Here is a 26674-nt window from a genome sequence, read left to right as displayed (position 1 = left end):
ACTTGCGGGAGCGCTCCCGCGCCGCTGAAAATCGGCGCCATGACTCACGCCATCCTCCGCCCGTACCGGCCCGACGACCGCGACGCCCTCTTCGACATCTGCGTACGCACCGGCCACGAAGGCGGAGACTCCCGCCACCTCTATCCGGACCCCGACCTCCTGCCGAACATCTTCGCCGCGCCCTACGTCGTCCTCGAACCCGGCCTCGCCTTCGTCGTGGAGGACGGCGGACGGGCGGTCGGCTACATCGTCGGTACGGCGGACACCGCGTCCTTCGTCGCCCGCTACCGCACCGAGTGGCTCCCGCGCCTGACCAGCCGCTATCCCGCACCCGTACAACCGCACTCGCCGTCCACCCCGGCCGACACGATGACCGGGCTCATGCACGATCCGGAGCGCATGGTCCTGCCGGAGCTGGACGCCTATCCGGCCCACCTCCACATCGACCTGCTCCCTTCGCACCAGCGGTACGGGTACGGGCGCCGGCTCATGGAGACCTTCCTCGGCGCCCTCCACCGCCAGGACGTTCCGGCCGTGCACCTCTCCATGGTCACCAGCAACACCGCCGCCCGCGCCTTCTACGACCGCGTCGGCTTCCATGAGATCGCCGTCCCGGATCCCGGGCCCGTCACCTATCTCGGCCGGAGTACAGCAGCGACTCCACCGCGTTGATCAGGATCAGCGTGTGGACGAAACGGCCCGGAGCCGTCGGCGGGTACCGCCACGACAGCGGCCACGTCCGGCCTTCCAGCGCCGGGACCGGTACGTAACTCACCCGGTTCCTCGTCGAGTTCAGGATCGTCACCTCGCGCGGCCAGCAGCGGTGCGCCGTCGAACCCGGCGGTACGAAGAAGTAGACGCCGCGCCGACCGTTCGCCTCGGTCACCACCGGGCCCGGTTCGCCGCCGACCAACTCCTCCATCAGGTCCGCCAGCCGCCGTCCGATCTCGCCGTCCACGCGGACCGCGTCGAATTGCACGCCCGCCTTGCGGAGTTGGAATCCCGAGTCCGGGACCCAGCCGATATTGCGCTCACCATTCAGTGCATTCACCAGGCGATTGTGACCCCGATCACCTAGCGTTCTCTACGACTGGCGAGGGGCGTCGCACACCCGTTGACCTGCACGAACTTCGCTGTTGGGCAGTTGATTTCAGCCACATCGCGTAGTGACCGGTTGAGTTCGGTTGAGTCGAAAAGAGATCACCTCATGGCAAGTGCGGAGAACAAGGATTCAGCCAGTCCGGCGGCGAAGCTGGTGGCCAAAGTGACGCGCATGCTGCGCCTCCAGCGTGAGTGGTCGCAGGACCGGCTCGGCGACGAGCTCGGCTACTCGGCCGCTGCGGTCAGCGCCATGGAGACGTGCGCGCAGCCCGCCAGTGACGCGATGCTGGTGGCGCTGAAGCGCGTCCTGAGCGAAGGCAGCGAGGTCTTCGAGACTGCACGGCTGTACATGCGGATGGAGCGGCTGCCGGAGCAGTTCCAGGACTACGCGCTGCTGGAGCAGGCCGCGATCAGTCTTCAGCTGTTCGCCACGAACGTCATCCACGGACTCTTCCAGACGGAGGCATACGCGCGGGCGCTCATCGGTGGCGGATATCCGCCACTCTCCGACGAGCGCGTGGAGGAGCTGGTCCAACTGCGGATGGCGCGCAAAGCTCTCTTCGACCGCGACCCGCTCCCGATGATCGAGATCATCATCGACGAGGCCGTCCTGCGCCGGGTCATCGGCAGCGAGGAGATCATGCGGGAGCAGTTGCTGTACCTCGTGGAGTGCGCCCGGCGGCGTAACGTCACGCTGCTGGTGCTTCCCCTGGACGCCGGGAAGTACGGGGAGTACGCGGCGGGTCACGGCCAAATGAACCTGGTGGAGACCCCGGATCATGAGCATCTCATCTACCTGGAGGCGCAGGAGGAGAGTCTGCTGATCAGTGACCCGGCAAAGGTGAGCACGTACGCTCAGCGCTATGCGAAGATCCGGTCAGAGGCATTGGGTCCTCGTGAATCGCTGGACCTCATCATGCGGTTGGCAGGAGTGAAGGAATGAGCAGCACCCTCCGATGGTTCACGTCGAGCTACAGCAACGCTAGCGGCGGCGACTGCATCGAGGTCGCCTTCGACTGGCGTACGTCCTCCTACAGCAGCGGCAGCGGCGGTGACTGCGTCGAGGTCGCCGCCTGCCCCCACGTCGTCCACGTCCGTGACTCCAAGGTCACCGACGGACCCGCCTTCGCCGTCGCGCCCGATGCCTGGTCCACGTTCGTCACCTGGGCGGACTGACGTACGCGCGGGCGATCGCCTCGGGGCCGCCCGCGTAGTGCGACATGATCAGCCACTCGTGAAGCTCCTGGTGGCGGAACTGGTACGTCGGTCCCGCCGCCCGCAGCAGCCCCGCTCCGTACGCCCACCTCACGAAGCGGCCCAGGCGGAACGGCAGCCGGCCGCGCAGGAAGAGGAGCGCGAGGAGGTAGCGGCGTGAGGCGGGCATGCCCAGCAAGGCGAGCGGGGCGGTGAGGGCGGCGCCGGTGACGGCCAGCGAGGGCGGCGTGATGGTGAAGAGGCCGACGGCCGGTGGCTGGAGGAACAGTGCCCAGCAGTTGAACGCGGCGATGCCCAGGGCATGTCCTGTGGCGCGCACCACCTCGCCGAGCATCCCGCCGCGAGGGTTGTGCTGCCGCGTCGCCCAGACGTCGGGTTCCGCGCGCCATTCCCGCTGGAAGAAGAAACCAGCCGATGGCCGGTACGAGCGCGATCGCGCCGACGCCCAGCACCATGTCGGCGGCGCGTACGTCCTGCGGTCCGACGTAGCGTACGGAAGTGGTCGACGGCCCCGGTGCGCGGCTGCCGGTCGCCCGGGACGCGGAAGCGCGTGTCGATGCCCGGCGTGCCGTCTCCGAGGAGCTGGGCCACCGCCGCCCGCTCCGCGCTCCGTACGAGACCGGCCAGCCGGGCCGCCGTCGCCTCCGCCTCCGGTCGGCGCTTGAGGATCGCCACGGCGGCCAGCCACGCGGCGAGCGCCGCCAGCGGTACGGCGACGACACCGGCCGTGTCGCCCGGCTCCAGCCCGCCCTTGGCCAGCGTCCGCACCGTCCACAGCAGTCCGCCCACCGTGACCACGGCCAGCAGCGGGTTCAGGTACCGCAGGACCGTGTGGATGCGCTGTTCCCGTTTCGCGTCCATGGCGTCGATCTTCCCCGAACGCCTGTGCCGGAAGCGGAGGTTGAGGTGCGGTTCGGGCAGCGCCTTCCGGAATCGGGCGGTCCGCCGAGGCAGGATGGGGCCATGCCCACGCGATCCGTACCTGTCCTCGTCTACGACGGCGACTGCGCCTTCTGCACGTCGTCGGTGAACGTCCTGACCCGGCGGGTGCGACCGCGCTGCACCGTCACGCCGTGGCAGTTCGCCGACCTGGACGCGCTCGGCATCACCCGGCAGCGGGCCGAGCGCGAGGTGCTGTGGGTATCGCCGCCCGGCACGGTGTACGGCGGCGCGCAGGCGGTCGCCAAGCTTCTGCTGAGCGCCGGTGGAGGCTGGGCCTGGCTCGGCGGGCTGCTCACGCTGCCTCCGGTGCGGTGGATCGCCCACGGCGTCTACCGGTTCGTCGCCGCCAACCGCACGCGGCTGCCCGGCGGTTCACCGGCCTGCGCGCTGCCGGCGGACCGCAGGCCGGGCGCCAGGGGTTAAGGGCCTGTCGTCGAACTGCCGCCTGCCGCGCGACGCCTGGTCCTAGGAGGCGCCTTGCTTCCAGTCCTGGACGAGGAGGCCGAGCATCACCTCGTCCAGGAACTCGCCCATGACCCAGGCCGACGAGCGCAGGACTCCTTCGCGGACGAAGCCGTTGCGCTCGGCGGAACGCAGCATCGCGGGGTTGTCCGCCAGCGTCTCGATCTGGAGCCGGTGCAGGCTGCGTACGATGAACGCGTAGTGGCACAGGGTCGCGACGACATCGGTTCCGTAGCCCTGGCCGCGCGCGGAAGGCAGCAGCGCGAGGCCGACGTGCGCCGACCGGTTGTGGGTGTCGATGCCCCAGAGCGTCGCGATGCCGATGAGCGTGGAGCCGCTCAGCTCCACCACCGAGAACCGGACGTTCTCCTCCTCGTCGCCCGCCGCGGGCCGCGCGCTCTTCGCGTCCGGTGGCATCGGCCGCCACGGCCGGCTCTCGAACCGCGCGGAGTTGACCACGTCGTTGAAGAGTTCGGTCCGCAGGACCGGGATGTCGTCATCGTGGCGAGCCCTGAGCCCGACCTTCTCGCCTCTCAGCATGCGCTCTTCCTAACCGACGATGCTCGGGGCGGCAACCGGTTAAGTGCCTGGCCGCCGCAGGGAGCGTGCGGGCGCACAGGGGGCGCGAAAAGTGGCGCTCGCTTGTCAGTGGCATGCCTTATTCTGCGATCCTGGCCGCGCCCCAACTCTTCTTTCTCTCATCTCGGGCGACGCGCGGCCCCTTTCATACCGTGGGGGTATCAGCAACTGTGCGCACGCGCAGAACCTCGACCGCGACAGCGTTCGCGGTCCTCTTCAGTTCCGTGGTGCTCGTCGGCGGTACGGCGGGCACCGCCGCCGCCGCCGACAGCAGCAGAATCCTTCCCGCAGCCTCGCTCGGCGACATCGTCGCCGACGGCGTGCACCAGCGGGTGTTCATCAGCGACCCGACGTCCGGCAGGATCCTCGCCACGGACTACTCCGGCAAGGTCCTCCGCACCCTCGGCTCACTGCCTGGGGTGAACGGTCTGGAGCTGTCGGCCGACTCCGGCACCCTGTACGCGGGTGTGGCGACCTCGGGCCACATCGTGGCCATCGACACCGCCACCCTGACGGAGTCCGCGCGCTACGACATCGGCCGGGGCACCCGGCCGACCCACCCGGCGCTGGCCGGCGGGAAGCTCTGGTTCGGCTACGGGGCGGCGGGCGACGGCAACATCGGTTCGCTGGACCTGTCCGGCGAGGAGCCGGTGGTCGCACTGGACCAGGACCCGCACCGTACGTGGTACTCCGCACCGGTCCTCGCCTCCTCGCCCGGTGCGCCGGACACGCTGGCCGCGGGCATCGAGGTCCAGAGCCCGGCCGAACTGGCCGTGTACGACGTCGCGTCGGGCACCGCCACCCGGACCGCCCACGTCCACGCGGACGGCGGCAACATGCGCGACCTCGCGCTGAGCCCGGACGGCGCCCAGGTCGTGGTCGCCAGTGCCGCGCCCTACCACCACCAGGTGTACCGGACGTCCGACCTCCAGGTGGAGCAGGGCTACTCCTCCGACGCGTACCCCAACGCCGTGGACATCGCCCCGAACGGGACGGTGGCGGCCGGGATCAGCGGCTGGTACGAGCCGGACGTCTACATCTACCCGAAGGGCGCGTCCAAGACCGTCCCGGTGCGGACGTACGACTTCCCCAACACCGGCACGTCCAGCGGTTCGGACACCCTGGAGCCGGCGGGTCTGGCCTGGGCGCCCGACGGCAGCCGGCTGTTCGCCGTCACGGTCAACAGCGAGGGAGCCCGTTCCTTCCGGGTCCTCACCGACCCGAGCAAGTCCGTCGCCACCGTGACCGTCAGCGCCCCCGCGAAGGCGACGCGCGCCAAGGCGCTCACCGTCAAGGGCTCCGTCAAGGCCTCCGTGGCGCTCCCGGCCGGTACGGCGCTCACCGTGACCCGTACGGACGTCGAGTCCCCCAAGGGCAAGTCGCTCGGCACCGTGAAAACGGACGCCAAGGGCGCGTTCACCTTCAAGGACACCCCGCCCGCCGGCGGCAAGGTGACGTACAGGGCCACCTACGCGGGCAGCGCCAAGCACACTGCCGCCTCCGGCTCCCGTGCCGTCGCCGTCTCGCGCGCCGCGACCTCGCTGAAGCTCAACCGGAACAACTCGCTCCACGCGTACAACAAGAACGTCTCCTTCACCGCGACCCTCGGCAAGACGTACAAGAACCGCGTCGTCGAGATCTGGGCCGACCCCTTCGGCGCCGACAAGCCGAAGAAGCTGGTCAGGAAGGCGAAGGTCAACTCCAAGGGCAACCTGTCCGTCACCGTCAACATGAGGCGCGACACGACGGTCACCGCCGTGTACAGGGGTGACGCGCGGTACGCGGCGAGGACCGCGAAGGCGACCGCCTACGCCAAGGTCGGCGTCTCGGTGAAGCTGTCCAACCACTACAAGACGGCGAAGATCGGGAAGACCAGCTACGCGTTCTACAGCAAGAAGAAGAACCCCGACTTCACCACCAGCATGACCTACTACAAGGGCCGTGCCCAGCGGCTGACCTTCCAGCTGAACTACATGGGCACGTGGTACGAGGCGGGCCAGGAGTACTTCCCGCTCGGCTCCGATGGCAAGTCCGTCGTGACGCTCCCCGGCCCGCACGAGACCGGTTACAAGCTGCGCGTACGGGCCTCGTACATCAACGGCTCCTCCGGTGACAGCGTCAACTCCACGACGCACTCGGCCTGGAAGTACTTCATCTTCACGAAGTAGCCGCCGCCATGTCGCGGGCCCTGAGCGCCAGCCACAGGTCGTAGCGGGCGCTCGGAGGCCGGAGCAGTGAGCGCTGGAGCACGGTCTCCAGCCGGGTGAGGCGCTTGCGGGCGCCGGGTACGGAGATGCCGAGCTCGGCGGCTGTCGGGCCGAGGCGGCCCTCGCGGCCCAGCCAGGCGCGTAGGGTCGCCTCGGCGGCGCCGGACACCGGCTCCAGCTGGCCGGCGGCCCACTCCTGGACGGCGGGGCGGCGCAGGACCTCATCGAGGTCGTGCGCCGCCCCGTCGTCGCGCTGTCCGGACGCTTCCTCGTCACCGGCCTCCGGAGTGCGGACCGGCGGCGGCGTGGCGCGGATGCGCAGGGCCAGGTCGAGCGCCGACTGGTCGGCCAGCCGGTGGAGGTCTAGGCCGAGCAGCTCGCCGATGAGCTTGAGGCGGGCGGCGAGCGTGTTGCGGTGGACCTTGAGGTGGTCGGTCGCGTGCGAGGCGAACGCCAGCCAGGAGGCGGCGGTGGCCACGAGCTCCTGGCTGCCGGGGTCCTGGGCCCGGCGCGGCGCATGGGTCAGGAGCGGCGTGAGCAGGGCCTCGGCCCACCGGCGTCCGGCCGGGCCGACGACGAGCGCCGGTTCCGGAGCGGCGCCGAACCGGACGTGCCGGCCAGGCACTTCGCGGGCCACGGCCAGCGCGTGGAAGGCCTGGCGGTAGCCGGTGGCGGTGTCGGCCAGCGGCAGCCGCTCGCTGACACCGACCACGCACTCCGCCACCAGCGCGGCCACCGTCTCGTCGGTGGCCGCGGCCGTGGCCGTGTCCTCGTGCGCCGGAGTCACCAGGATCAGGTGGCGGGCGTAGACAGGACACCGCACGATCCACGACCGGCCGCCGTCCGCCTCCGCGCAGACCCGCGCCACCTCGTCCCGGCTGTCACCGGGACACTCCACGACACAGACCCGTACGGGATCGGGCAGACGCGGCCGCAGCGCGCCGGCCACCTGGTGCGCGATGGAGAGCTGGCCCGTCATCAGCAGGTGCAGCACCGCCTCCCGGCCGCGCGACTCGGCCAGGTCCACCCGCCGCCGCTTGCGCGCGACCGCCTCGGCCTCCCAGCACAGCGAGAGCGGCATCAGCGCGTCGGCCAGCAGCGTGGCGAGGCCGGCGGCCACGGGCCGGGGCGTGACGACGGCCAGGAGAGGCGCCTCGGTGCGGAGGTCGTCCGTGTGCGGCGCGTGGAGAGGGAAGAGCAGGGTGGTGTGCGCGCCGGTGTCGTGCGAGTACGCCAGGGCTCCACGCTCGGCCAGCGCGCGTACGCCTTCGGCTACGAGAGCGGTTACGTCGGGGGCGGCGGGAGCCTTCCGGGCTTTCGGGGCCTCCGTGGCCTTCGGGCGGGATGTGCTGACCGGCACCGTCCCGGACGCGCTCAGCAGCGTGCCGTCGGAGCCCGCGATTCCGGCCCAGCCGTCGGCGCATCCGGCCAGCCAGCGCAGCAGCTCGGCCGTCCCGCCGTTCCTGGCCAGCCGCTGCATCCGCAGCAGGTCGTCGGCCCGTTGACGTGCTCGCACATGATCCCCCGATCATCACTGCGCTTCACTCCGCACCACATGCATCACGTGCATCGCGTGCATCACGTGCATCACTGTGCGGAGTGTTACCCCCGACCGCGCCCCACTGGGCGCATTGAACCTCCCCGTGCCCCTACCCACCGGTCTAGAGTCCGAACGTGGTGTTCCGGTACCGGCGGCAGCGGCTCACGGGGGTGGTCGCTGCCGCCGGGGCCGGAGCGTCCTCGCCTCGGTCCGGGCCTTAGCCCCGGCCGATTGTCAGTGGTGGCCTCTAACGTCGTCCGTGTCCGGACGACTTGTGAGAGAGGCCCCACCGTGGAGTTCCGCATCGAACGCAGTGCGCTGACCGAGGCCGTCGCCTGGGCCGCCCGCGTGCTGCCGGTCCGCTCGCCCGTTCCCGTACTCGGCGGGCTGCTGCTGGACACGGATGACGGGCGGCTGCGCGTGAGCGGGCTCGACTACGAGGCGTCCGCGCGCATCGACGTGGAGGCCGCCGAGGTGGTGCGTCCCGGCAAGGTGCTCGTCATGGGGCGGCGGCTGCACGACATCTGCAAGGTGCTGCCGGAGGGACCGGTGGAGTGCGCGGTGGAAGGGCCGCGGTTCACCGTCTCGGGTGACGGCGCGCGCTTCGGGCTCTCCGTGCTGCCGCTGGACGACTACCCGGCGCTGCCGTCGCTGCCGCAGGTGCGGGGTGCGGTGGAGGCGGCCGCGTTCGCGGCGGCCGTCGCCGATGTGGCGGTGGCGGCGGGTCGCGACGACACCTTGCCGGCGCTCACCGGGATCCGGCTGGGGCTCGACGCGGAGGCCGGGACGATGACGCTCGCGGCGACCGACCGGTACCGGTTCGCCGTGCGGACACTGCCGTGGAAGGCGGCTTCGGCGGGCGGCGAGAGCGCCGATGTGCTGGTCCCCGCGCGGAGGTTGACCGAGATCGCGCGTTCGCTGGGCCGGTCCGGGCTGGTGAGTGTGGCCCTGGACGCCGGTTCGGCGGGGTTCGAGCACGCGGGGATGCGGACCACCGTACGGCTGCTGGAAGGACGGCTGCCGCGCCACGACAAGCTCTTCGCGATGGAGGACCCGGCGGTGGCGGTGGTGGACCGGGCGCGGCTGGTGGAGGCCGTCAAGCGGGTCTCGGTGGTGGCCGACGGCGACAGCCCGGTGCAGATGGCGTTCTCGGCCGCCGACAACTCCGTACACCTGCAGGCCGGTTACGAGGACGACGTGGCGTCCCAGCGGCTGCCGGCGACGCTGGAGGGAGCGCGGGAGATGACCGTGGCGTTCAACCCGGGGTATCTGGCGGACGCTCTGGCCTCGTTCGAGGAGCCGTCGCTGCGGCTGCTGATGATGGGAGCCGGGCAGCGGGCGATGGTCACGGGCGAGGCGGGGCCGGACGCACACCGGCACCTGCTGATGTCGGTGAAGCCGCCGCTGCTGTGAGGCCGCCGCCACCATGAGGGCGGGGCGGGCCGGACTTCCCCGTACGGAGTCCGACCCGCCCCTCCCTCAGCTGCGTACTAGTCCTGCGGCCGGACCCCGCCCTCGTCCACCACGGACCGCTTCAGCACGGCCTGGGCGTCGAGCAGCGCGCCCTTCGTGCCGATCTCGGTGTCCTCGGTCAGGAAGGTGCGCGAGCCCAGGAAGGCCAGGTCCTCCGGGTCGAAGACCCACTCCGAGCGGGTGGAGAACCGGCCGTCCTCGCGGGCGATGCCCACCCCGTGGCGGCCCAGCGCGTCCACCGCGTCGGGGGCCTCGGTGACACCGGGGATCAAGGCCGCGGCCCGGTAGAGCGCGGCGGCCGTCTCCGGCGGCAGCACGGTCTCGCGGATCAGGTAGCCGATCTGCTCGAACACGGCCTGGGCGTGCTCCTGGCTCTCGTTCTTCGGGGTCAGGGCGGTGAGGTGGTCCAGCAGCCGCTGCGGGTCGGTCGGGAGGGCGGCCAGCCAGCGGTAGGTGGGGCGGCTGATGCCCTCGCGGGTGCTGTCGGTGTCCCCGAACTCGGCGTTGATGGGGGAGGTTTCGCCGTCCTGGCGGATGTAGCCGAGCTTCTTCTGCGGGCCGGGCTTCTGCGCGTACCAGATCTCGCGCTCCGCCGGCGGGCCGGTCACCAGCTTGCCGCTGGTGAGGTCGCCGCCCTGGACCTGGCTGCGTACGTAGACGAACTGGTCGTCGCCGACCGGGCCCTCACCGCTCTTCGCCGCCGCGTCCGAGATCCGGCCGAGCACGAGGGCCACCGGCTGCGCGTTCCCGGCGCGCTCCGAGGCCGACGCGCCGCTCTCCGTCCGTGCCGGAGCGTCTCCGCCGCCCTGCGCGGAGTAGCCCGCCACCAGCGCGCCGGCCAGCGCGAGCGCGGTGACCGGCGCGAGGAAGGACGGCCGCAGGAGGCGCGGGCGAAGGGGAGCGCGGCCCCTTCCGGAGGTGGCGGCGGTGTCGTGGTCGATCTGGTTCATCAGGCGTTCCCTGTGGTGCTCGTGGCGGCCCGGCGGAAGGTCGAATCCGGTGGCGGGCGGCAGCAGCCGCGCCAGCTCGGCGCGGTCGTCCCGGCCGTCGTCGGTACCCGTGGTCGCGGTCATCGCGATCCCCCCTCTCCTGGCAGGACGACGAATGCCGCCCTGCCTCCTACCTCTCCGCGGCCCCGGCGTGGTTCCCGCCCGGACCCCTTCCGTTCCCGCTCCAGGTGTTCGCCCGCGAGTCCGCGCAGCCGCGTACGGGCCCGGGAGAGCCGCGACCGTACGGTGCCGACCGGGACGCCGAGCGCGTCCGCCGCCTGCGCGTAGTCCAGCCCGGCCCAGACGCAGAGCGCCAGCACCTCCCGCTCGGGCAGCCGCAGGCGGTCCAGGACCGCTCGTACGGCGGCCAGTTCGCGCTGGTGGTCCAGCCGCTCGGCGGACGCCTCGGCGAAGTCCTCGGCCTCCTTCGGCTTCGGCTGCCGGGCCAGGAACGCGAGCCGGCGGCCGGCGCCGCGCCGGTGGTTGCGTGCCTTGTTGGTGGCGATGCCGAGCAGCCAGGGCCGCAGCGAGCCGCCTTCCGGGTCGATCTGCTCGCGGGTGCGCCAGGCGGCGAGGAAGGTCTCCGACATCACGTCCTCGGCGGCGGAGAGGTCACCGGTGAGGCGGCAGGCGTGGCTGTGGACGGACTTCGCGTACCGGTCGTAGAGGCCGCCGAAGGCCTCCCGGTCGCCCGCGCGGATCCGTTCCCGTACGCGTGCGTCGTCGTCCCGGCCGTCGTCGGGCGGGTGTGCCGGGCGGACCGGCTGTTCGTTGTGCTCCACACCCCGTACCTCTCCGCGGCGGCCACCGGGTTCCCGTGGCCCGCGTCACAGGAGACGTACTCCTCGCGCACCCGATCCTGCCAACCGGTCCCGGAACGCCGGAACGGGGGGCCCGCCCGGCCGGAGCCGGACGCACCCCCCGTACCGGGGTGGTTCACGCGCAGGAGGTCAGCAGCTCAGGTTCGAGCCGGTGGTGGTGCCGAGGATCTGCGTGAACTGCGTGAACTTGTTGATGCGGCTCTGGACCTGCGCCGGGTTGCCGCCGTTGCACTCGATCGAACCGTTGATGGAGCGGATGGTCTCGCCGAATCCGCGGTTGTTGACGATGGCGTTGTGCGGCGTCATGGTGCCGGGGCCGTTCTGGGTGTTCCAGTACCAGAGGCCGGTCTTCCAGGCCACGGAGGCGTTCTGCTCCACCAGGTAGGGGTTGGCCAGCAGGTTGATGCCGAGGGCGTCACCGGCGGCCTTGTAGTTGAAGTTCCAGCTCAGCTGGATGGGACCGCGGCCGTAGTACGCGGCCTGGCCGGCCGGGCAGCCGTAGGACTGGCTGGTGTCGCAGTAGTGCGGGTAGTTGGCCTCGTTGACTTCCTTGATGTACACCAGCCCGCCGGTCTCGTGGCTGACGTTGGCGAGGAAGGCCGCGGCCTCGCGCCTCTTCACCTCGGTGCTGCCGGTGTTGGCGAAGGCCGGGTAGGAGCTGAGGGCGGCGGTGAGGCCGCTGTAGGTGTAGAAGGAGTTCCGGTTCGGGAACATCTGGTTGAACTGGGCCTCGCTGACGACGAAGCCGGTGCCCGGCTGCTCGCCGCCGCCACCGGTGCCGCAGGCGCCGTTGTCGGCCCAGACGTCGGAGGAGCCGGGCCGCTCGTTCTGGGTCCACCACTTGGCGGTGTAGTTGCGGCCGTTGTACGAGGCGGTCTGGCCGCCGGTGTAGACGGACGAGGAGCTCCAGGCGCTGAAGCAGTTGGCGGCCTGGGCGGTGGCCGCGGGGAGGACGACGAACGCCGCGACGACCGCGGCGAGCGCGACCAGCAGGCTGAGGACACGTCTGATCACGTGAACACACTCCTTAGACGCGGCGCGGCGTCCGGCCGTGCGCCGCCGTGGGGGTGCCGATACTCAAGCGACGATGGTCTGGACCTGTCAAGGTCTAGACCAACCTTCTTGAATATGCCGCGCGTTGTACGTGGGCCGCGCGCCGCCCGCGACAACGATGCCATCAGGCCGCTCAACTGCTCCGATTACCGAAGCGGTCGATCCGGAACATGCTGTGAACAGGGTCCTGGCCGAAGGTAAAAGATTCGGGCGCGTCCAGCATGCGGGACGGTATCGGCCGCCTGACGTGCCGCAGGTTTGAAAGACGCCGATCACTCGTTGGTGAGTTCTCCCGGCACCGGCACCCACCCCCGGGCAAGACTCGGCAGCGCGGCACGAAGCGGCGCCGACCGGGCCGACAGCGGCTCCGGACAGACTGCGGCTGGGGGATGACGTGGAACGAACGACGGACACCCGCGAGGGCGTCGGCGGACCGGGCGAGCAGGCGGTACTGCTGGCGGCGGGCCTCGCGGACCTGGCCATGACCACGGTGGGCGCGGCCCTCACCTCCGTACGCGGACTGCTGCGGCGGTCCGACACGGCCGAGCTGGCGGCCGAGGCCGAGCAGGACCTGATCGCGCGCGGCCGCCTGGCGCTCGACCGGTACGCGGCGGCGCCCCCGGCCCACCTGGAGGTGCTGGCCCGCCATGTGATCGCCCAGCGTGACGGCGAACGTGTCTGAGGGGTGGGAACCGGGCGCCTTCAAGGCCCGGGTGGACCAGGTGCTCCACCGCTTCGCCGCCGAGGAGGCCGATCACCTCACCGCGATCGACGGCTCCCTGGGCCCGGTGGCCGACGCGGTGGAGACGGCCGTGGCGGACGGCAAACGGCTGCGGGCGGCGTTCTGCTACTGGGGCTGGCGCGCGGCCGGACAGTCCGACAGCGACGCCATGGTGCGGGCGGCGGCCTCCATGGAGCTGGTGCACGCGGCGGCCGTGGTCCACGACGACCTGATCGATGACAGCCCGCTGCGGCACGGACGGCCCACCGCTCATCTGGCCCTGCACGAGGCGGTGCGGGACCATCCCGAACCCGCTCTGGCTGCGCGGTCGTTGGCGATGCTCGCCGGGGACCTGCTGATGTCGATGGCCGGGCAGCTCTTCGTCACCAGCGGCCTGCCCGCCGCCTATCTCGGCCGGGCCCGCCCGCTCTGGGCGGCGCTGGCACGGGAGTTGATCGCGGGCGAGTGCCTGGAGATCCTGCACACCGGGTCTGCCGCCCCCGATACGGCGGTCTCGCTCAAGATCGTCCGCTACAAGACCGCCAAGTACACCGTGGAGCAGCCCCTGTTGATCGGGGCGCTGCTGGGCGGCGCAGGTGAACGGCTGCGCGCGGGCTGCTCCGCGTACGGGCTGCCGCTGGGCGAGGCGTTCCAGCTGCGGGACGACCTCCTGGGCCTGTTCGGGGACCCCGCGCTCACCGGGAAGGACGGCTCCGACGACGTACGCGGCCATCGGCCGACCGCTCTGCTCGCGGAGACCTGGCGGCTGGCCGGGAAGGAGGACCGGGACCACCTCCGCACGCTGCTCGCGGCCGGGACGGGGACCGCCGAGGACACCGACCCCGCCGACGCCGTACGCGACCTGATGCGCCGCCTGAAGGCCCCCGACCGCATCGAGGCCATGATCACCGCCCGGGTCGAGGAGGCGCTGCGCGCACTCGACGAGCTGGACCTGCCCGGCCCCGCCGCCACCGCGCTCACCATGCTGGCGCACTCGGCGGCCGTCCGCCGTTCCTGAGCCCCCCGACGCGAACCCACCAGAAAGGCTGTTCCCCGCCATGACCTACACCCAGGCATCGCTGAACGCCCTCCGCCACAGCGGTGACGAACTCGCCGACGCCACGGTCGCCACCCTCTTCGAACGCGGCGAGGTCGGCACGTTCAACACACTGATGCGGTACGTCTCCACCGCCGGAGCCCCGCTCCCCGACGGCCTGCCGGACGTGGCCCGGGAGTACCTGAACGTCACGACCGCGCCGCCGTCCTGGGTGGACTGGGGCGAGATGGAGAAGGCCCGGCTGTTCTTCATCGACAACAACGTGCACATCTCCACGGCTCTCTCCTTCGCCTCCATGCCCGCCTGTTACGTCGTCCCGCACGTGGCGAAGCTGCTCTCGGCGACGCACGGGCTGAACTACCCGTCCAAACGGATGGCGGAGACCGGCCAGTTCACCGTCCACCTGATGCGGCCCGACGCCTTCGAGGCCGGCAGCCGCTTCATCCCGGCGGCACAGAAGGTCCGCCTCCTGCACGCCTCCATCCGCCACCACCTGCGGCGCGAGGGCGCCTGGGACACGGAGAGCGCGGGGGTGCCGATCTGCCAGGAGGACATGATCGGCGGGCAGATGTTCTTCTCGATGCTGGTCCTGGACAGCCTGCACCGGCTCGGCATCCATATGTCCGAGGAAGGCGCCGACGCCTACTACTACGCGTGGCGGGTGGTCGGCGCGATGCTGGGCGTCGACCAGGAGGCCGTACCCAAGTCCCTTGCGGAGGCACGGGAGTTCCTCGACCTCTACATGATCCGGCACATGGGCCCGTCGCCTGAGGGCGCGCTGCTGACCCGGCAGCTCATCGACCTCTACGAGGAGGTCGTCCCCGGCACGTTCTTCGACCCGATCGTCTCCGCCCTCATCCGCCACCTCGTCGGCGACACCTGCGCGGACTGGCTGGAGGTGCCCCGTACCGCCTGGGACACCGTCGCCAAGGCCGTCCCGCACCTGCTCGGCGTCCTGGAGACCATCGAGGACCGCTCCCCGCTCGGCGCCTGGGCCCTGGACCGGATCGGCCACCTCACCACCGTCTTGGAGCTGTCCTCGCTGACCCGGGGCCGCGTCATGCACTACGCGATCCCCGAGCACCTCAAGAAGGAGTACGGCGTCCCGGCCGGGCCCGGCCGCGCCGGCCGCTGGAGCCCTCCGGCGGCGACGGTGCCGGGACCTCGGTAGACCGGCGGAACGACCGCAGGGCCCCGGATCGACGCGGATCCGGGGCCCTGCGGTCGTTCAGGGAGCAGGTGCTCCTCAGGTGCTCCTACAGGAACGAGTTGATCTGGATCGTCTCGGTCCGGCCCGGGCCGACGCCGATCGCGGAGATCGGCGCGCCCGACATCTCCTCCAGCGCCTTCACGTACGCCTTCGCGTTCTTCGGCAGGTCGTCGAAGGTCTGGGCCTTGGTGATGTCCTCGGACCAGCCCGGCAGGTTCTCGTAGATCGGCTTCGCGTGGTGGAAGTCGGTCTGGTTGTACGGGAGTTCCTCGACGCGCTTGCCGTCGATCTCGTACGCCACGCAGACCGGGATCTGCTCCCAGCCGGTGAGGACGTCCAGCTTGGTGAGGAAGAAGTCGGTCAGGCCGTTGACCCGGGTCGCGTACCGCGCGATCGGAGCGTCGAACCAGCCGCAGCGGCGGTCACGGCCGGTGGTCACACCGCGCTCGCCGCCGATGCGCCGCAGCGCCTCGCCGTCCGCGTCGTGCAGCTCCGTCGGGAACGGACCGGCGCCGACACGCGTCGTATAGGCCTTGAGGATGCCGATGACGCGGCTGATCTTCGTCGGGCCGACACCGGCACCGGTGCAGGCGCCGCCCGCCGTCGGGTTCGACGAGGTGACGAAGGGATACGTGCCGTGGTCGACGTCGAGCAGCGTGCCCTGGCCGCCCTCGAAGAGCACGACCTTGCCCTCGTCGATGGCATCGTTCAGGATCAGGGTCGTGTCGGCGACGAACGGCTTGATCTGCTCCGCGTACTGGAGCATGTCCTCGACGACCTTGCCGGCCTCGATCGCGCGGCGGTTGAAGACCTTGGCCAGGAGCTGGTTCTTCTGCTCCAGGGCCGCCTCCACCTTCTGCTCCAGGATCGACTCGTCGTAGAGGTCCTGGACGCGGATCCCCACCCGGTTGATCTTGTCGGCGTACGTCGGACCGATGCCGCGGCCCGTCGTGCCGATCTTGCGCTTCCCGAGGAAGCGCTCGGTCACCTTGTCGAGCGTGACGTTGTACGGAGTGATCAAATGAGCGTTGCCGCTGATCAGAAGCTTGGACGTGTCGACGCCACGCTCGTTCAGACCGCTCAGCTCGGAGAGCAGGACCGCCGGGTCGACCACGACACCGTTCCCGATGACCGGGGTACAGCCCGGCGACAGGATTCCGGAGGGGAGGAGATGCAGTGCGTACTTCTGGTCGCCCACGACGACCGTGTGACCGGCGTTGTTCCCGCCTTGGTATCGCACGACATAGTCCACGGATCCACCGAGGAGATCGGTGGCCTTCCCCTTGCCCTCGTCACCCCACTGAGCACCGAGCAGCACAAGTGCGGGCACAGGCGTACACCCCTTCCGGGCGGGGCATGTCCAAGGCCAGGGGGCGTACGTAAAGGTCGTACCTGCCGCACGACGATGTACGGCAAAGCCTGAGCCGTCGAACCGGGTGCCCCGGAATAGACGAAGCCCCTGGCGCAATAGCGCAAGGGGCTCTTGCACCAAGATGCTACCCGAGGAAGGACCGAGGTGTCGGCTGCAGAGCCCCCCGGCGACGGCGGCGACCAGCTTCTGGTGGTCATCGACCCGGCCGCCCGCCGGACCGACGGCGAGTCCGTCCGTATCGCGAAGGACGTGCTGAGCGCCGGTTCGCACGCCAAGATCTGCCTTCCGGACACGCCGGAGGAGTTCGCCCGCGCCCTGTCCCGGCGGGGCTCGCGCCGCCCGGTGGTGGTCGGCGACGACCACGCGCTGCTGCGTGCCGTGGCCCAGCTCCACCGCGAGCGCAAGCTGGCCCGAGGCGTCCTCTCGCTGATCCCCGTAGGCGCCGCGCACGCCTTGGAGGTCGCCCACGCCCTCGGCGTGCCCCGCAGCGCGGTGGCGGCCGCGCGGACGGCGCTGGACGGGGTGGTGCGGCGGCTGGACCTGCTGGTGGACGACAGCGACGGCGTGGTGCTCGGCCGGCTCTGCATCCCGGCCCCGACGCCGGTGCCCGGCGCGGGGACCCCGCACACGGGCGTCACGGCCGTCTGGGACACCTGCCGCTCCCTGGTGACGTCCCTGGTCCGCCCGGCGGCCCCGGGACCCGCCACCGCGCCTCCGGGGACGTATCGGCTGCGGGTCGAGGCGGACGGCGTGCTGCTGAGCGATCTGGACGCGCCGGTGCGTGGCGTCTCGGTGCTCTCGCAGGGCGACGGAGGCCTGGCCGACGTGGTCGTCCGCACCTCGGCCGGCGCGAACGTCACGGCGGAGGCCAAGGCCGTCACCGTCTCCGGCGCGGACTTCCGCTATCGGGCCGACATACAGACCGGCGGTCCGGTCCGCACCCGGACCTGGACCGTACGGGCGGGCGCCTGGGGCCTGATGCTGCCGCTCCCGGCGAGCGCGGACGGCCCGACGGGCGCAGGCTGAAAGGGTACGTACGGGATACGTACGCGGAGATGTACGGGAATCGGCCGCGGAGGTGACCGTCATGACCAACAGCACGATGCCCCGAACCACTGTCGGATGGCACATCGACCTCGAATTCGAGGAGGACTCCCACCGCACCCGCGCGGCGGCGATGGTCCGCCTCTCCGACGGAACCGAGCTCCGCGCCCACGGCTACGCCAGCCGCCACCCGTCGGACGAGGACCAGCAGCGGGTGGGCGAGGAGATCGCGGGAGCGCGAGCGCTCAACGAACTGGCGATGAAGCTGCTGACCAAGGCCCACGACGAGATCGACGAGGCATCGGGCCGGACGTCGTACCCGCTGAGGTAGGGCCTCCTTTCCAGTCCCTCCGGCGTTTGAGGACCCGGGGCACGGGGTCTGAGCCCGCGTTCTCAGCCCCTCCGGCGTTTGAGGAGCCGGGGTCCGGGGGCAGCACCCCCGAAACGCGGAACCGCGCCCGCGCCCCACCACGTCTCCCCGCACATGGAGACCCGACGAGAAGCCGTCACCGGCACCACCGGCTGCGTGACCGCCGTGCTCGGCGCACTGGCCGGCATCGCGCTCTGGCTCCCGTACGGCAGACGCGGCCTCTCCGGCGCCTTCGAAGGCGAGACCGACGCGGCCGTCCTCTGGCTCGGCCTGCCCGTCATGGCCCTCGGCGGAGCCACCGCCGCCCTGGCCGTCTTCGCCCTCCTACGCGCCCGCCTGCGCCCCGCGCTCGGCCTGCTCGCGATCCTCGCCGCCATCACCGCCGTCGGATACGGCTTCGACGTCCTCGCCGCCCCGCAAGCGGCACAGGACTGCGGCTCACCCTGCTGAGCGAGCAGGCAGGCGCGCCCTACACCTCCACCACCAGCTCCTTCAGCCCCCGGATCACATACCCCGGCTGCCACTCCGGCTCCTCCACCATCCGCAGCGCCGGCGCCTTCCGCAGCAACTCGCCGAAGGAAGCCGTCAGTTCTAGCCGCGCCAGCGGAGCGCCCAGGCAGTAGTGGATGCCCGCACCGAACGAGACGTGCGGGTTGTCCTCACGGGTCAGATCCAACGTCTCCGGGTCCGCGAACCGCTCCGGATCCCGGTTGGCCGAGCCGAACAGCAGCGCCACCTCCGCACCGCGCCCGATCACCTGGCCGTCGACCTCGATGTCGTCCAGCACCCACCGCTCGAACAGCTGCAACGGCGTGTCGTAGCGCAGGAGTTCCTCGATCGCCGTCGGCAGCGACGCGGGCGCGGCCCGGAGCGCGGCGAGCTGTTCCGGGTGGTGGAAGAGCGTGCGCCAGCCGCCCGCCGTGGTGTTCACCGTCGCCTCGTGGCCCGCGTTCAGCAGCAGCACGCAGGTGGAGACCATCTCCTGCTCGGTCAGCCGCTCGCCGTCGTCATGGGCAGCGATGAGCGCCGAGATCAGGTCGTCGCCCGGCGTCCTGCGCCGCTCGGCGATGAGCCCGCGCAGGTACGCGGAGAACTCCTCCGACGCCCGTACCGCCGCCGTCGCCGTCTCCTCCGACGGGTTCAGCTCGTACATCCCGCAGATCGCCGCCGACCACGGCCGCAGCGGTCCCCGGTCCTCCTCCGGCACGCCCAGCATCTCCGCGATCACCGCGACCGGCAGCGGCTCCGCCACCTCCGCCAGCAGGTCGCCGCCGCCCTTGGCCACGAACGCGTCGACCAGCCCGGCCGCCAGCCGCCGTACGGTCGGCGCGAGGTTCTCGACCGTACGCGGCGTGAACGCCTTGGAGACGAGCCGCCGGATCCGCGGGTGGTCGGGCACCTCCAGGTCCAGCAGCCCCTGACCGTTGAGCGTGGTGAACGGCTCGTGCGCGGCGGGCGGTGGTGTGCGGCCGAACTCCTCGTGGGTGAAGCGGTGCAGATACGTACGGCCGAGGCGCCGGTCGCGCAGCAGGGCCGACACGTCCAAGTGGTGCGGGATCAGCCACTGCCCGGTCGGCTCGAACCAGTGCGCCCGGCCGGCGGCGCGCAGTGCGGTGTAGGCGGGATAGGGATCGGCGACGAAGGCGGGCGACCACGGGTCGAAGGACACATGCATGACCCGACGCTACCCGCGCCCGCCACCACCGCAAGAGGCCCTGCGAGTGCCCGGAGGCCCAGGACTACCCCGGCGTCACCAGCCTCGCCTCGTACGCGAACACCGCCGCCTGCGTCCGGTCGCGCAGGCCCAGCTTCACCAGGATCCGGCTCACATGCGTCTTGATGGTGGACTCGGCGACGATCAGGTGCGAGGCGATCTCCGCGTTGGAGAGCCCCTGCGCGATCAGGACGAGCACCTCCGTCTCGCGCTCCGTGAGGTCGCCGATCCGGGCGAGCGCGGGCGGCCTCGGGGCCTCGGCGAGCTTGGAGAACTCGGTGATCAGCCGCCGGGTCACGGTCGGCGCGAGCAGCGCCTCGCCCGAGGCCACCACCCGTACGCCGTCCGCGAGCTGCCGGGCCGAGGCGTCCTTGAGGAGGAAGCCCGAGGCTCCGGCCCGCAGCGCCTGGTACACGTACTCGTCCAGGTCGAAGGTGGTCAGGACCAGCACCTTGGCGTCCGCGTCCTGCGCGACGATCTCGCGGGTGGCCTCGATGCCGTTCATCTCGGGCATCCGGATGTCCATCAGGACGACGTCCGGCCGCAGCGCGGCGACCTGGGTGACGGCCTGCCGGCCGTCCACCGCCTCTCCGACCACCGTGATGCCGGGCATCGCGTTGAGCAGGACGGAGAAGCCTTCGCGGACCATCATCTGGTCGTCGACGATCAGGACCCGGGTGTCGTTGCCGGTTCCGGTGCCCGTGCCGGTGCCGCTCATGCGCCGCCGTCCCGTTCGATGACGACGGTCCGGTCGTCCGGCGCCGCGTTCCGCTCGTCCGTTTCGTTCTCCGCCGGCTCCACCGGCTCCACCGGCAGGAACACCGTGACCTCGTACCCACCGTCCTCCGTCGCCGCCGCCGTCATCACACCGCTCAGCATCGCGACCCGCTCCCGCATCCCGGTGATCCCGTGCCCGGCGCCCGGCGACGGCTTGACCAGGCCCCTCGGCGGCCCGTTGACGATCCGCAGGCCTATCCCGCCGAGCACGTACGAGATCTCGACCCTGGCCGTGGCGCCCGGCGCGTGGCGCAGCGTGTTGCTGAGGGCCTCCTGGATGATCCGGTACGCCGACAGCTCGACGCCCTGCGGCAGCTCGCGGACGGCCCCGGTGATCACCTTCTCCGTCTCCAGGCCCGTCTCGCGGACGTTGTCCAGGAGCCGGTCGAGGACGGCGAGCGTGGGCTGCGGCGCGTCCGGAGCCTCGTAGTCCTCGGCGCGGACGACTCCGAGGACGCGGCGCAGCTCGGTGAGGGCGGCCACCGCGTTCTCCCGGATGGTGACGAAGGCCTGCTCCAGCTCGGGCGGCGGGTTCTCCACCCGGTAGGGCGCGGCCTCGGCCTGGATCGCGACGACCGACATGTGGTGGGCGACCACGTCGTGCAGCTCCCGGGCGATGGTGGTGCGCTCCTCCAGCAGCGTGCGCCGGTCGCGCTCGACGGCGGTGACGGTGCGCTGCACGGTCACCTCGCGCTCGGCGTCGCGGACCTCCTGCTCGGCGTCGCGCCGGACCTGGAAGATGGCGACCACGAGCAGCGCGAAGGCCGAGAGGACGGCCATCGGCGCGGTGATGGACGGATCCCCGCCCTCCAGCACCACTCCGAGCAGCAGGGTCAGCAGCCACATCCAGACCGCCGTACGAGGCCGGGTCCGGGCCGCCACGACCACCAGGACCACCACCTGCGCGATGAAGGCACTGGGCCCCCAGAGCCCCTCGCTGCCCAGGAGCGCGCAGAAGAGCGTCGCGACCCAGGACCCCCAGAACGCGGCGACCGGCCGGACCAGCGTCATCGCGACCGCGATCGCCGGCACCAGCCCCATGAAGATACGGAAATGCCAGTTGGCGAACCCGGCCATCATCACGACGAAGGCGGCGAACAGCACCAGCGCGTGCGGGGTCCAGACGACGGCCCGCTTCAGTCCCTCGGGCAGCCGGCGTATGAACCGCCCCTCCGGTGAGAGAGGCGGCAGCGGGCGGTAGGCGAACACATCGCGGAACAGGTCTTCCCGCAGGCCGTCCATCGCGCCGGCGGCCGCCCGGATCTCCGGGCTACTGGTCTTCGTCTGGGTCTCGGTCACGTTTCCACGGTAGGCGGCGGCCGCGTGGAGGTCGTCCCTACAGATGGTGATTCCGGGCCATCCCTCTCAAGGACTACATGCCCCCTACCGGCAGCCCCACCAGCCCGCTCACGCCCTGCTCACGCCCCCGGCGCACCGCCCGCGCCGGAGTCACGGACGGAAGAACTCCGCGTGCTCGCCGGCCCACTGCGCGAACGTCCTGGCCGGCCGCCCGGTCACCTTCTCCACGGTGTCGATCACCGTCCTGCCTTCCGGCGGAGTGTCCCGGTAGACCCCGATGAGGAACGCGATGACGTCCTCGGGCATCCCGTTCGCCCGCCAGCCGGCGAGCGCCTCCTCCTCGGTGAGTTCGACCAGCTCGATCGCCTCGCCGCGCGCCGCCGCGATCGCCGCCACCTTGTCGCCGACGGTCAGCGCCTGCGGGCCGGTGATCAGGTACACCTGGCCGCCGTGGCCGTCCTCGGTGAGCGCCGTCGCCGCGACCGAACCGATGTCGGACTCGTGGACCATCGCGCTCAGCCGGTCGACGAAGGGCTCGCGGACCACGCCGTCCGCCTTGACGCCGGGTGCCCACTCCAGCGCGTTCGCCATGAACTCGACCGGCATGACGACCGTCCACGCCAGTCCGCTCGCGCGCACCGCGCTCTCCATCGGCGTGTCCCCGCCGCCGTTGAGCACGGTCACGCGCCGCACGCCGGCCGCGCGGGCCAGCTCCATGATCTGCTCGCCGGTCGCCAGCGGAGCGAAGAGGCCGCCGTCGAAGGTGATCAGATGCAGCCCGGTCACGCCGTCCAGCGCGCTCGCCAGCGACGCCGGATCGGCGAGGTCACCACGGACGACGTCGACGCCCGCCGGGAACTCCGCGCGCGCCGGATCGCGGGTCACGGCGCGGACGTGCTCACCGCGCTCCAGCAGCTGCTCGACCACTCGACGGCCGACCGTTCCCGTGGCTCCGGTCACCAGGATCGTCATGGCGGGTCTCCTTCGTTCGGTTCGACGACTACCGACGTCGCTCGGTTCGACGACAACCAACGTAGGGACCCTTGCGGTCAGCTTCCGTCCGCGATGAACGGGGGACTTCAGAGCTCACCACGCCAGCTGCGTGATCTCCTCCGCCACGATCGCGCACGCGTCGGCGGCCGGATCGATCAGCGGGAAGTGCCCGACGTCGCCGAGCAGCGTGAGCCCGACCATCTCGCCGGACTTCGCCGCCGCGTCGACGTACGCCTCCGACACCGCCAGCGGCACGACGATGTCCTCCTCGCCGTGGACGATGGCGGTGGCGATCCCGGTCGGCAGCAAGGCGGCCGGGTCGGCCTGGGCCGTACGGTGGTCGAACTCCGCTCCTCCGCCCAGGAGTTGCGTGACCGCGCCGCCGCACACGCCCAGCTCCACCGCCGTCCGGAAGTCCGCGACCGGCGCCAGCGCGACGACTCCGCGCAGCGGCGGCGGCGCCGGCAGGCGCCACGGCGACCCCTCGGGCAGCACATGCCGCGCCGCCGCCCAGAGCGCGAGGTGCCCGCCCGCCGAGTGGCCGGTGACCACGATCCGGCGGACGTCGGCCTGCGGCAGCTCGCGCGCGGCGAGGGCCGGTACGGCGTCGAGCGCGGCGGCCACGTCGTCGAAGGTCTCCGGCCAGCGTCCCGCGACCGGGTCGCCACCGGGTACCGGCTCGCCCTCGCCGCCGCGCCGGTACTCCACGCTCGCCACGGCGAACCCTCGCCGCGCCAGGAAGCCGGCGAGCGGAGAGACGTGCGCGCGGTCGTACGGGGCCCGCCAGGCGCCGCCGTGCAGCAGGACGACGAGCGGGGCGGCGGTGCGGCCGTCGTGCGGCGCGTAGAAGTCGATGACCTGGTCGGGATGGTCGCCGTAGGCGGCGGTCCGGTCGGGGGCGACGGCAGGATGAGCGAACGCCGACGCGCTCTCGGCCTCGTCCCGATCACGCGCGACAGAGTCCGGGAAACCCGGCGAATCCGACATGCTGCTCAACCGTCCTATGCCTGTGTCCTGTGGCTGGGCCCTGTGCCTGTGTCAGCTGCCCAACTGGGTTGACCTGCGGGGACGGTACCAGTGATCGGCACCGTCCCCGCCCGGTCGCACACGCGTTGACGGTTCGTCAGCCCGCCGGCGTCTCCTCCAGCACCTCGGCCAGCACCCGCGCCGCCCGCTCCGCGTCGGCGAACCCGACGTACAGCGGCGTGAATCCGAACCGCAGCACATCGGGCCGCCGCAGGTCGCCGACGACACCGCGCTCGATGAGGCGTCGCATCACCGGCTCGGCCTCGGCGCAGCGCAGAGCGACCTGGCTGCCGCGTTCGGCGTGCGCGACCGGCGTGACCGAGGTGACCCGGCCCTCCGGTGCGTACGCCGCGACGCACTCCAGGAAGAAGTCCGTCAGCGCCAGCGACTTGGCCCGCACCGCGTCCACCGAGACGCCGTCCCACACGTCCAGTGCCGCCTCCAGCGTGAGCATGGAGACGATGTCGGGCGTGCCGACCCGGCCTCGTACGGAACCGTCCGCCGGTGCGTAGTCCGGGGTCATGCCGAACGGGTCGGCGTGCGAGTTCCAGCCCGGCAGCGGCGAGTCGAAGGCGGCTTGGTGGCGCTCGGCGACGTACAGGTACGCGGGCGAACCGGGGCCGCCGTTCAGGTACTTGTACGTGCAGCCGACCGCCAGGTCCACTCCGTGCTCGTCCAGACCGACCGGCAGAGCGCCCGCGCTGTGGCAGAGGTCCCAGACGGCGATCGCGCCCGCCGCGTGGACGGCGGCGGTCAGAGCGGGCAGGTCGTGCAGCCGGCCCGTACGGAAGTCCACCTGGTTGAGGAGGACGGCTGCCGTACGGTCTCCGAGCGCCTCGGTCACGTCGGCGGGGTCGACCGGCACGATCCGGTGGCCGGTGAGCCGGGCGGCGGAGGCGGCGATGTACCCGTCCGTGGGAAACGTCGTCGCGTCAACCAGGATCTCGTCGCGTCCCTCGCCCGCGAAAGCAGCGAGGCGGGTGGCGGCGACGACGGCCTTGAAGACGTTCACGCTGGTCGAGTCGGAGACGACGATCTGTCCGGCGGCGGCCCCGACGAGCGGCGCGATCCGGTCGCCGATCCGCTCGGGCGCGGTCCACCAGCCGCTCTCGTCCCAGGACCGGATGCGCAGCTCGCCCCACTGGCGGGTGAGGACGTCCTGCACGCGGGCCGGCACGTGGACGGGCAGCGCGCCGAGCGAGTTGCCGTCGAGGTAGACGCCGTCGTCGAGCGCGAAGAGCTTACGGCGGTCGGCCAGCGGGTCGGCGGCGTCGAGGGCGAGTGCCCGCTCACGGAACGTCTCAGACATGGCTGCGCGCCGTCCACAGCTCCGGGAACACGTTCTTCGTGGCGCGCTTCTCCAGCCAGGCCACTCCGGCGGAGCCGCCGGTACCGGTCTTGGAGCCCATCGCGCGGCGGGTGGCGACGAGGTGGTCGTTGCGCCAGCGCCAGACGAGCTCGCCGACGTCGGTGAGCAGCTCGCCGAGGCGGACCAGCTCGTCGTTCTGGTCGTCGGAGGCGTAGATCTCCGCCCACACCGCCTCGACCTCGGGCGACGGCTCGTACCGCTTGGTCAGGTCCCGGCCCGTGACGGACTCCGGGATGGCGTACCCGCGGCGGGCCAGCAGCGCGAGCGTCTCGTCGTACAGGCTCGGCTCTCCGAGCGCCTTCTCCAGCTCGGCGTGCACGCGCGGCGCGCCCCGGTGCGGCACCAGCATGGAGGCGGACTTGTCGCCGAGCAGGAACTCCATCCGCCGGTACATCGCGGACTGGAATCCGGAGCCCTCGCCGAGCGAGCCGCGGTAGGAGTTGAACTGGGCCGGAGTGAGTCCGGCGAGCGGCCGCCAGGACTCGTTGAGCGCCTCCAGCTCGCGCAGCGAACGCTTCAGCGCGTCGCGCGCGACCGGTATGCGGTCCTCGCGCAGCGCGCGGGTCGCGGTCTCCCACTCATGGACGATGACCGTGAACCACAGCTCCATGACCTGGGTGGTGACCAGGAAGACCATCTCGCCGGGGTCGTCCGAGCGGAGGTGCTGGAGGTGGGTCAGGACATCCGCCTGGACGTAGTCCTCGTACGGAGTCGTTCCCGCGAAGTCGAGGTGCGGGTTGTCCGCACCGGTGGCTTCGGGGTCGGGGTGGTTCGTCGACATCGCTGTCTCCTCGACACGAGCTTCCGGGTAGCGGTCCGCCCCTTCCGTGAGGTGATGGAGCTCCGGTCCCCTGCTCGCATACTAAGCGCCTCCCCGCCCTTTGTGCTTGGGCAGGGAGGCGCTCGGGAAGTCAGCTGAGGATGTCGGCGGCGGTCGGCGAGGAGTCGCGCAGGAACGTCGAGCAGCGCTCGTGCTCCTCGGTCTCCCCGATGGACCCGGCGGCCCGCGCCAGGGCGTGCAGGGCGCGGAGGAAGCCGCGGTTCGGCTCGTGCTCGAACGGTACGGGGCCGTGGCCCTTCCAGCCGGCCCGGCGCAGGGAGTCGAGGCCGCGGTGGTAGCCGGTACGGGCGTAGGCGTACGACTCGATGACCCGGCCGCCCTCGTACGCCTCGTCGGCGAGCTGCGCCCAGGCGAGCGAGGAGGTCGGGTACTTCGCGGCGACCTCGGCGGGCGGGGTGCCGGCGGCGAGCAGCTCGCGCGGCTCGGGGTCGTCGGGCAGGTGGGTCGGGGCGGGGCCCCCGAGAAGGTTCTCGTGGATGGACATGGATCAAGTGTGCCT

28 protein-coding genes are annotated in these 26674 nt (G+C 71.5%); 12 read left to right on the top strand and 16 right to left on the bottom strand.

Features of this window, described 5'->3' with window-relative positions:
- Positions 1-39 precede the first annotated feature (39 nt).
- On the top strand, positions 40-672 hold the full coding sequence (locus ABZ267_RS06545) for a GNAT family N-acetyltransferase (RefSeq protein WP_356756115.1): 633 nt from the start codon (positions 40-42) through the stop codon (positions 670-672).
- Here the strand turns inward: ABZ267_RS06545 and ABZ267_RS06540 are convergent.
- Complete coding sequence (locus ABZ267_RS06540; RefSeq protein ID WP_356756113.1) at positions 629-1051, bottom strand: hypothetical protein; 423 nt, start codon at positions 1049-1051, stop codon at positions 629-631. The genes ABZ267_RS06545 and ABZ267_RS06540 overlap by 44 nt on opposite strands.
- A gap of 156 nt (positions 1052-1207) precedes the next feature.
- Between ABZ267_RS06540 and ABZ267_RS06535 the strand changes: the two genes are divergently transcribed.
- Positions 1208-2044: a DUF5753 domain-containing protein gene (locus tag ABZ267_RS06535; RefSeq protein ID WP_356756111.1), complete on the top strand. Its 837-nt coding sequence runs from the start codon at positions 1208-1210 to the stop codon at positions 2042-2044.
- Positions 2041-2277 (top strand): DUF397 domain-containing protein, encoded by a 237-nt coding sequence (locus ABZ267_RS06530; protein WP_356756110.1) that lies wholly within the window; start codon positions 2041-2043, stop codon positions 2275-2277. Before ABZ267_RS06535 ends, ABZ267_RS06530 begins: the two co-directional genes overlap by 4 nt.
- Here ABZ267_RS06530 and ABZ267_RS06525 read toward each other — a convergent pair.
- Complete coding sequence (locus ABZ267_RS06525) at positions 2261-2638, bottom strand: hypothetical protein (protein WP_356756108.1); 378 nt, start codon at positions 2636-2638, stop codon at positions 2261-2263. The two genes, ABZ267_RS06530 and ABZ267_RS06525, sit on opposite strands and share 17 nt — an antisense overlap.
- 641 nt (positions 2639-3279) lie before the next feature.
- Here ABZ267_RS06525 and ABZ267_RS06520 point away from each other — a divergent pair.
- Complete coding sequence (locus ABZ267_RS06520) at positions 3280-3681, top strand: DCC1-like thiol-disulfide oxidoreductase family protein (protein ID WP_356756106.1); 402 nt, start codon at positions 3280-3282, stop codon at positions 3679-3681.
- Positions 3682-3723: 42 nt separating this feature from the next.
- Here the strand turns inward: ABZ267_RS06520 and ABZ267_RS06515 are convergent, their stop codons facing one another.
- Complete coding sequence (locus ABZ267_RS06515) at positions 3724-4260, bottom strand: GNAT family protein (protein WP_356756104.1); 537 nt, start codon at positions 4258-4260, stop codon at positions 3724-3726.
- 209 nt (positions 4261-4469) lie between these two features.
- Here ABZ267_RS06515 and ABZ267_RS06510 point away from each other — a divergent pair, with 209 nt between their 5' ends.
- On the top strand, positions 4470-6467 hold the full coding sequence (locus ABZ267_RS06510) for an Ig-like domain repeat protein (protein ID WP_356756102.1): 1998 nt from the start codon (positions 4470-4472) through the stop codon (positions 6465-6467).
- Here ABZ267_RS06510 and ABZ267_RS06505 read toward each other — a convergent pair.
- Positions 6457-7986, bottom strand: coding sequence for a helix-turn-helix domain-containing protein (locus tag ABZ267_RS06505; RefSeq protein WP_356756145.1), 1530 nt, complete (start codon positions 7984-7986; stop codon positions 6457-6459). The genes ABZ267_RS06510 and ABZ267_RS06505 overlap by 11 nt on opposite strands.
- 351 nt (positions 7987-8337) lie before the next feature.
- On the opposite strand from ABZ267_RS06505, the gene dnaN reads away from it, so the two are divergent.
- Positions 8338-9459: a DNA polymerase III subunit beta gene (gene dnaN / locus ABZ267_RS06500; protein ID WP_356756100.1), complete on the top strand. Its 1122-nt coding sequence runs from the start codon at positions 8338-8340 to the stop codon at positions 9457-9459.
- Positions 9460-9536: 77 nt separating this feature from the next.
- Here dnaN and ABZ267_RS06495 read toward each other — a convergent pair whose 3' ends face one another.
- From ABZ267_RS06495 to ABZ267_RS06485, 3 genes are all read right to left on the bottom strand, one after another.
- Positions 9537-10592 (bottom strand): CU044_5270 family protein, encoded by a 1056-nt coding sequence (locus tag ABZ267_RS06495; RefSeq protein WP_356756098.1) that lies wholly within the window; start codon positions 10590-10592, stop codon positions 9537-9539.
- Positions 10589-11209 carry an RNA polymerase sigma factor gene (locus ABZ267_RS06490; protein WP_356756143.1) on the bottom strand — a complete coding sequence of 207 codons (621 nt, stop codon included), beginning with the start codon at positions 11207-11209 and terminating at the stop codon, positions 10589-10591. Before ABZ267_RS06490 ends, ABZ267_RS06495 begins: the two co-directional genes overlap by 4 nt.
- Positions 11210-11458: 249 nt before the next feature.
- Positions 11459-12343, bottom strand: coding sequence for a glycoside hydrolase family 19 protein (locus ABZ267_RS06485; protein WP_356756096.1), 885 nt, complete (start codon positions 12341-12343; stop codon positions 11459-11461).
- Between the two features lie 433 nt (positions 12344-12776).
- Between ABZ267_RS06485 and ABZ267_RS06480 the strand changes: the two genes are divergently transcribed.
- The 3 genes from ABZ267_RS06480 to ABZ267_RS06470 are packed head-to-tail and all read left to right on the top strand — an operon-like array spanning position 12777 to position 15331.
- On the top strand, positions 12777-13064 hold the full coding sequence (locus ABZ267_RS06480) for a hypothetical protein (protein ID WP_356756094.1): 288 nt from the start codon (positions 12777-12779) through the stop codon (positions 13062-13064).
- Positions 13057-14121, top strand: coding sequence for a polyprenyl synthetase family protein (locus ABZ267_RS06475; protein ID WP_356756092.1), 1065 nt, complete (start codon positions 13057-13059; stop codon positions 14119-14121). The genes ABZ267_RS06480 and ABZ267_RS06475 overlap by 8 nt, the downstream gene beginning before the upstream one ends.
- 40 nt (positions 14122-14161) lie before the next feature.
- The gene (locus tag ABZ267_RS06470) at positions 14162-15331 is read left to right on the top strand and encodes an oxygenase MpaB family protein (RefSeq protein ID WP_356756090.1); all 1170 of its coding nucleotides are present in this window, start codon (positions 14162-14164) and stop codon (positions 15329-15331) included.
- Positions 15332-15416: 85 nt separating this feature from the next.
- Here the strand turns inward: ABZ267_RS06470 and ABZ267_RS06465 are convergent, their stop codons facing one another.
- Positions 15417-16700 (bottom strand): adenylosuccinate synthase, encoded by a 1284-nt coding sequence (locus tag ABZ267_RS06465; protein WP_015609547.1) that lies wholly within the window; start codon positions 16698-16700, stop codon positions 15417-15419.
- A 186-nt stretch (positions 16701-16886) separates the two neighbouring features.
- Here ABZ267_RS06465 and ABZ267_RS06460 point away from each other — a divergent pair, with 186 nt between their 5' ends.
- The 3 genes from ABZ267_RS06460 to ABZ267_RS06450 all read left to right on the top strand — a co-directional run bounded on the left by ABZ267_RS06460 (position 16887) and on the right by ABZ267_RS06450 (position 18606).
- Positions 16887-17768, top strand: a complete 882-nt coding sequence (locus ABZ267_RS06460; RefSeq protein WP_356756087.1) for a diacylglycerol kinase — start codon at positions 16887-16889, stop codon at positions 17766-17768.
- Between the two features lie 76 nt (positions 17769-17844).
- Positions 17845-18117, top strand: a complete 273-nt coding sequence (locus tag ABZ267_RS06455; protein WP_356756141.1) for a DUF1876 domain-containing protein — start codon at positions 17845-17847, stop codon at positions 18115-18117.
- A 153-nt stretch (positions 18118-18270) separates the two neighbouring features.
- Positions 18271-18606 carry a hypothetical protein gene (locus ABZ267_RS06450; protein WP_356756085.1) on the top strand — a complete coding sequence of 112 codons (336 nt, stop codon included), beginning with the start codon at positions 18271-18273 and terminating at the stop codon, positions 18604-18606.
- Between the two features lie 19 nt (positions 18607-18625).
- Here the strand turns inward: ABZ267_RS06450 and ABZ267_RS06445 are convergent, their stop codons facing one another.
- From ABZ267_RS06445 to ABZ267_RS06410, 8 genes are all read right to left on the bottom strand, one after another.
- The gene (locus ABZ267_RS06445; RefSeq protein WP_356756084.1) at positions 18626-19831 is read right to left on the bottom strand and encodes a cytochrome P450; all 1206 of its coding nucleotides are present in this window, start codon (positions 19829-19831) and stop codon (positions 18626-18628) included.
- Positions 19832-19895: 64 nt separating this feature from the next.
- The gene (locus ABZ267_RS06440) at positions 19896-20588 is read right to left on the bottom strand and encodes a response regulator transcription factor (RefSeq protein ID WP_356756082.1); all 693 of its coding nucleotides are present in this window, start codon (positions 20586-20588) and stop codon (positions 19896-19898) included.
- Entirely contained in the window at positions 20585-21946 is a 1362-nt protein-coding gene (locus ABZ267_RS06435) for a histidine kinase (RefSeq protein ID WP_356756080.1), read from the bottom strand. The genes ABZ267_RS06440 and ABZ267_RS06435 overlap by 4 nt, the downstream gene beginning before the upstream one ends.
- A 150-nt stretch (positions 21947-22096) precedes the next feature.
- On the bottom strand, positions 22097-22918 hold the full coding sequence (locus ABZ267_RS06430) for an NAD(P)H-binding protein (RefSeq protein WP_356756078.1): 822 nt from the start codon (positions 22916-22918) through the stop codon (positions 22097-22099).
- A 114-nt stretch (positions 22919-23032) separates the two neighbouring features.
- The gene (locus ABZ267_RS06425; protein ID WP_356756076.1) at positions 23033-23926 is read right to left on the bottom strand and encodes an alpha/beta hydrolase; all 894 of its coding nucleotides are present in this window, start codon (positions 23924-23926) and stop codon (positions 23033-23035) included.
- Positions 23927-24062: 136 nt separating this feature from the next.
- On the bottom strand, positions 24063-25274 hold the full coding sequence (gene kynU, locus ABZ267_RS06420; protein WP_356756074.1) for a kynureninase: 1212 nt from the start codon (positions 25272-25274) through the stop codon (positions 24063-24065).
- Complete coding sequence (locus ABZ267_RS06415) at positions 25267-26115, bottom strand: tryptophan 2,3-dioxygenase family protein (RefSeq protein WP_356756072.1); 849 nt, start codon at positions 26113-26115, stop codon at positions 25267-25269. The genes kynU and ABZ267_RS06415 overlap by 8 nt, the downstream gene beginning before the upstream one ends.
- 130 nt (positions 26116-26245) lie before the next feature.
- Positions 26246-26659 (bottom strand): DUF3151 domain-containing protein, encoded by a 414-nt coding sequence (locus ABZ267_RS06410; RefSeq protein WP_030588667.1) that lies wholly within the window; start codon positions 26657-26659, stop codon positions 26246-26248.
- Positions 26660-26674: the final 15 nt, after the last annotated feature.

This window comes from Streptomyces sp. NPDC006174 (assembly GCF_040614075.1).
GTDB lineage: Bacteria > Actinomycetota > Actinomycetes > Streptomycetales > Streptomycetaceae > Streptomyces.
Note: the sequence above shows the minus strand (reverse complement) of the source record. Positions and strands in the feature narration are given on the sequence as shown.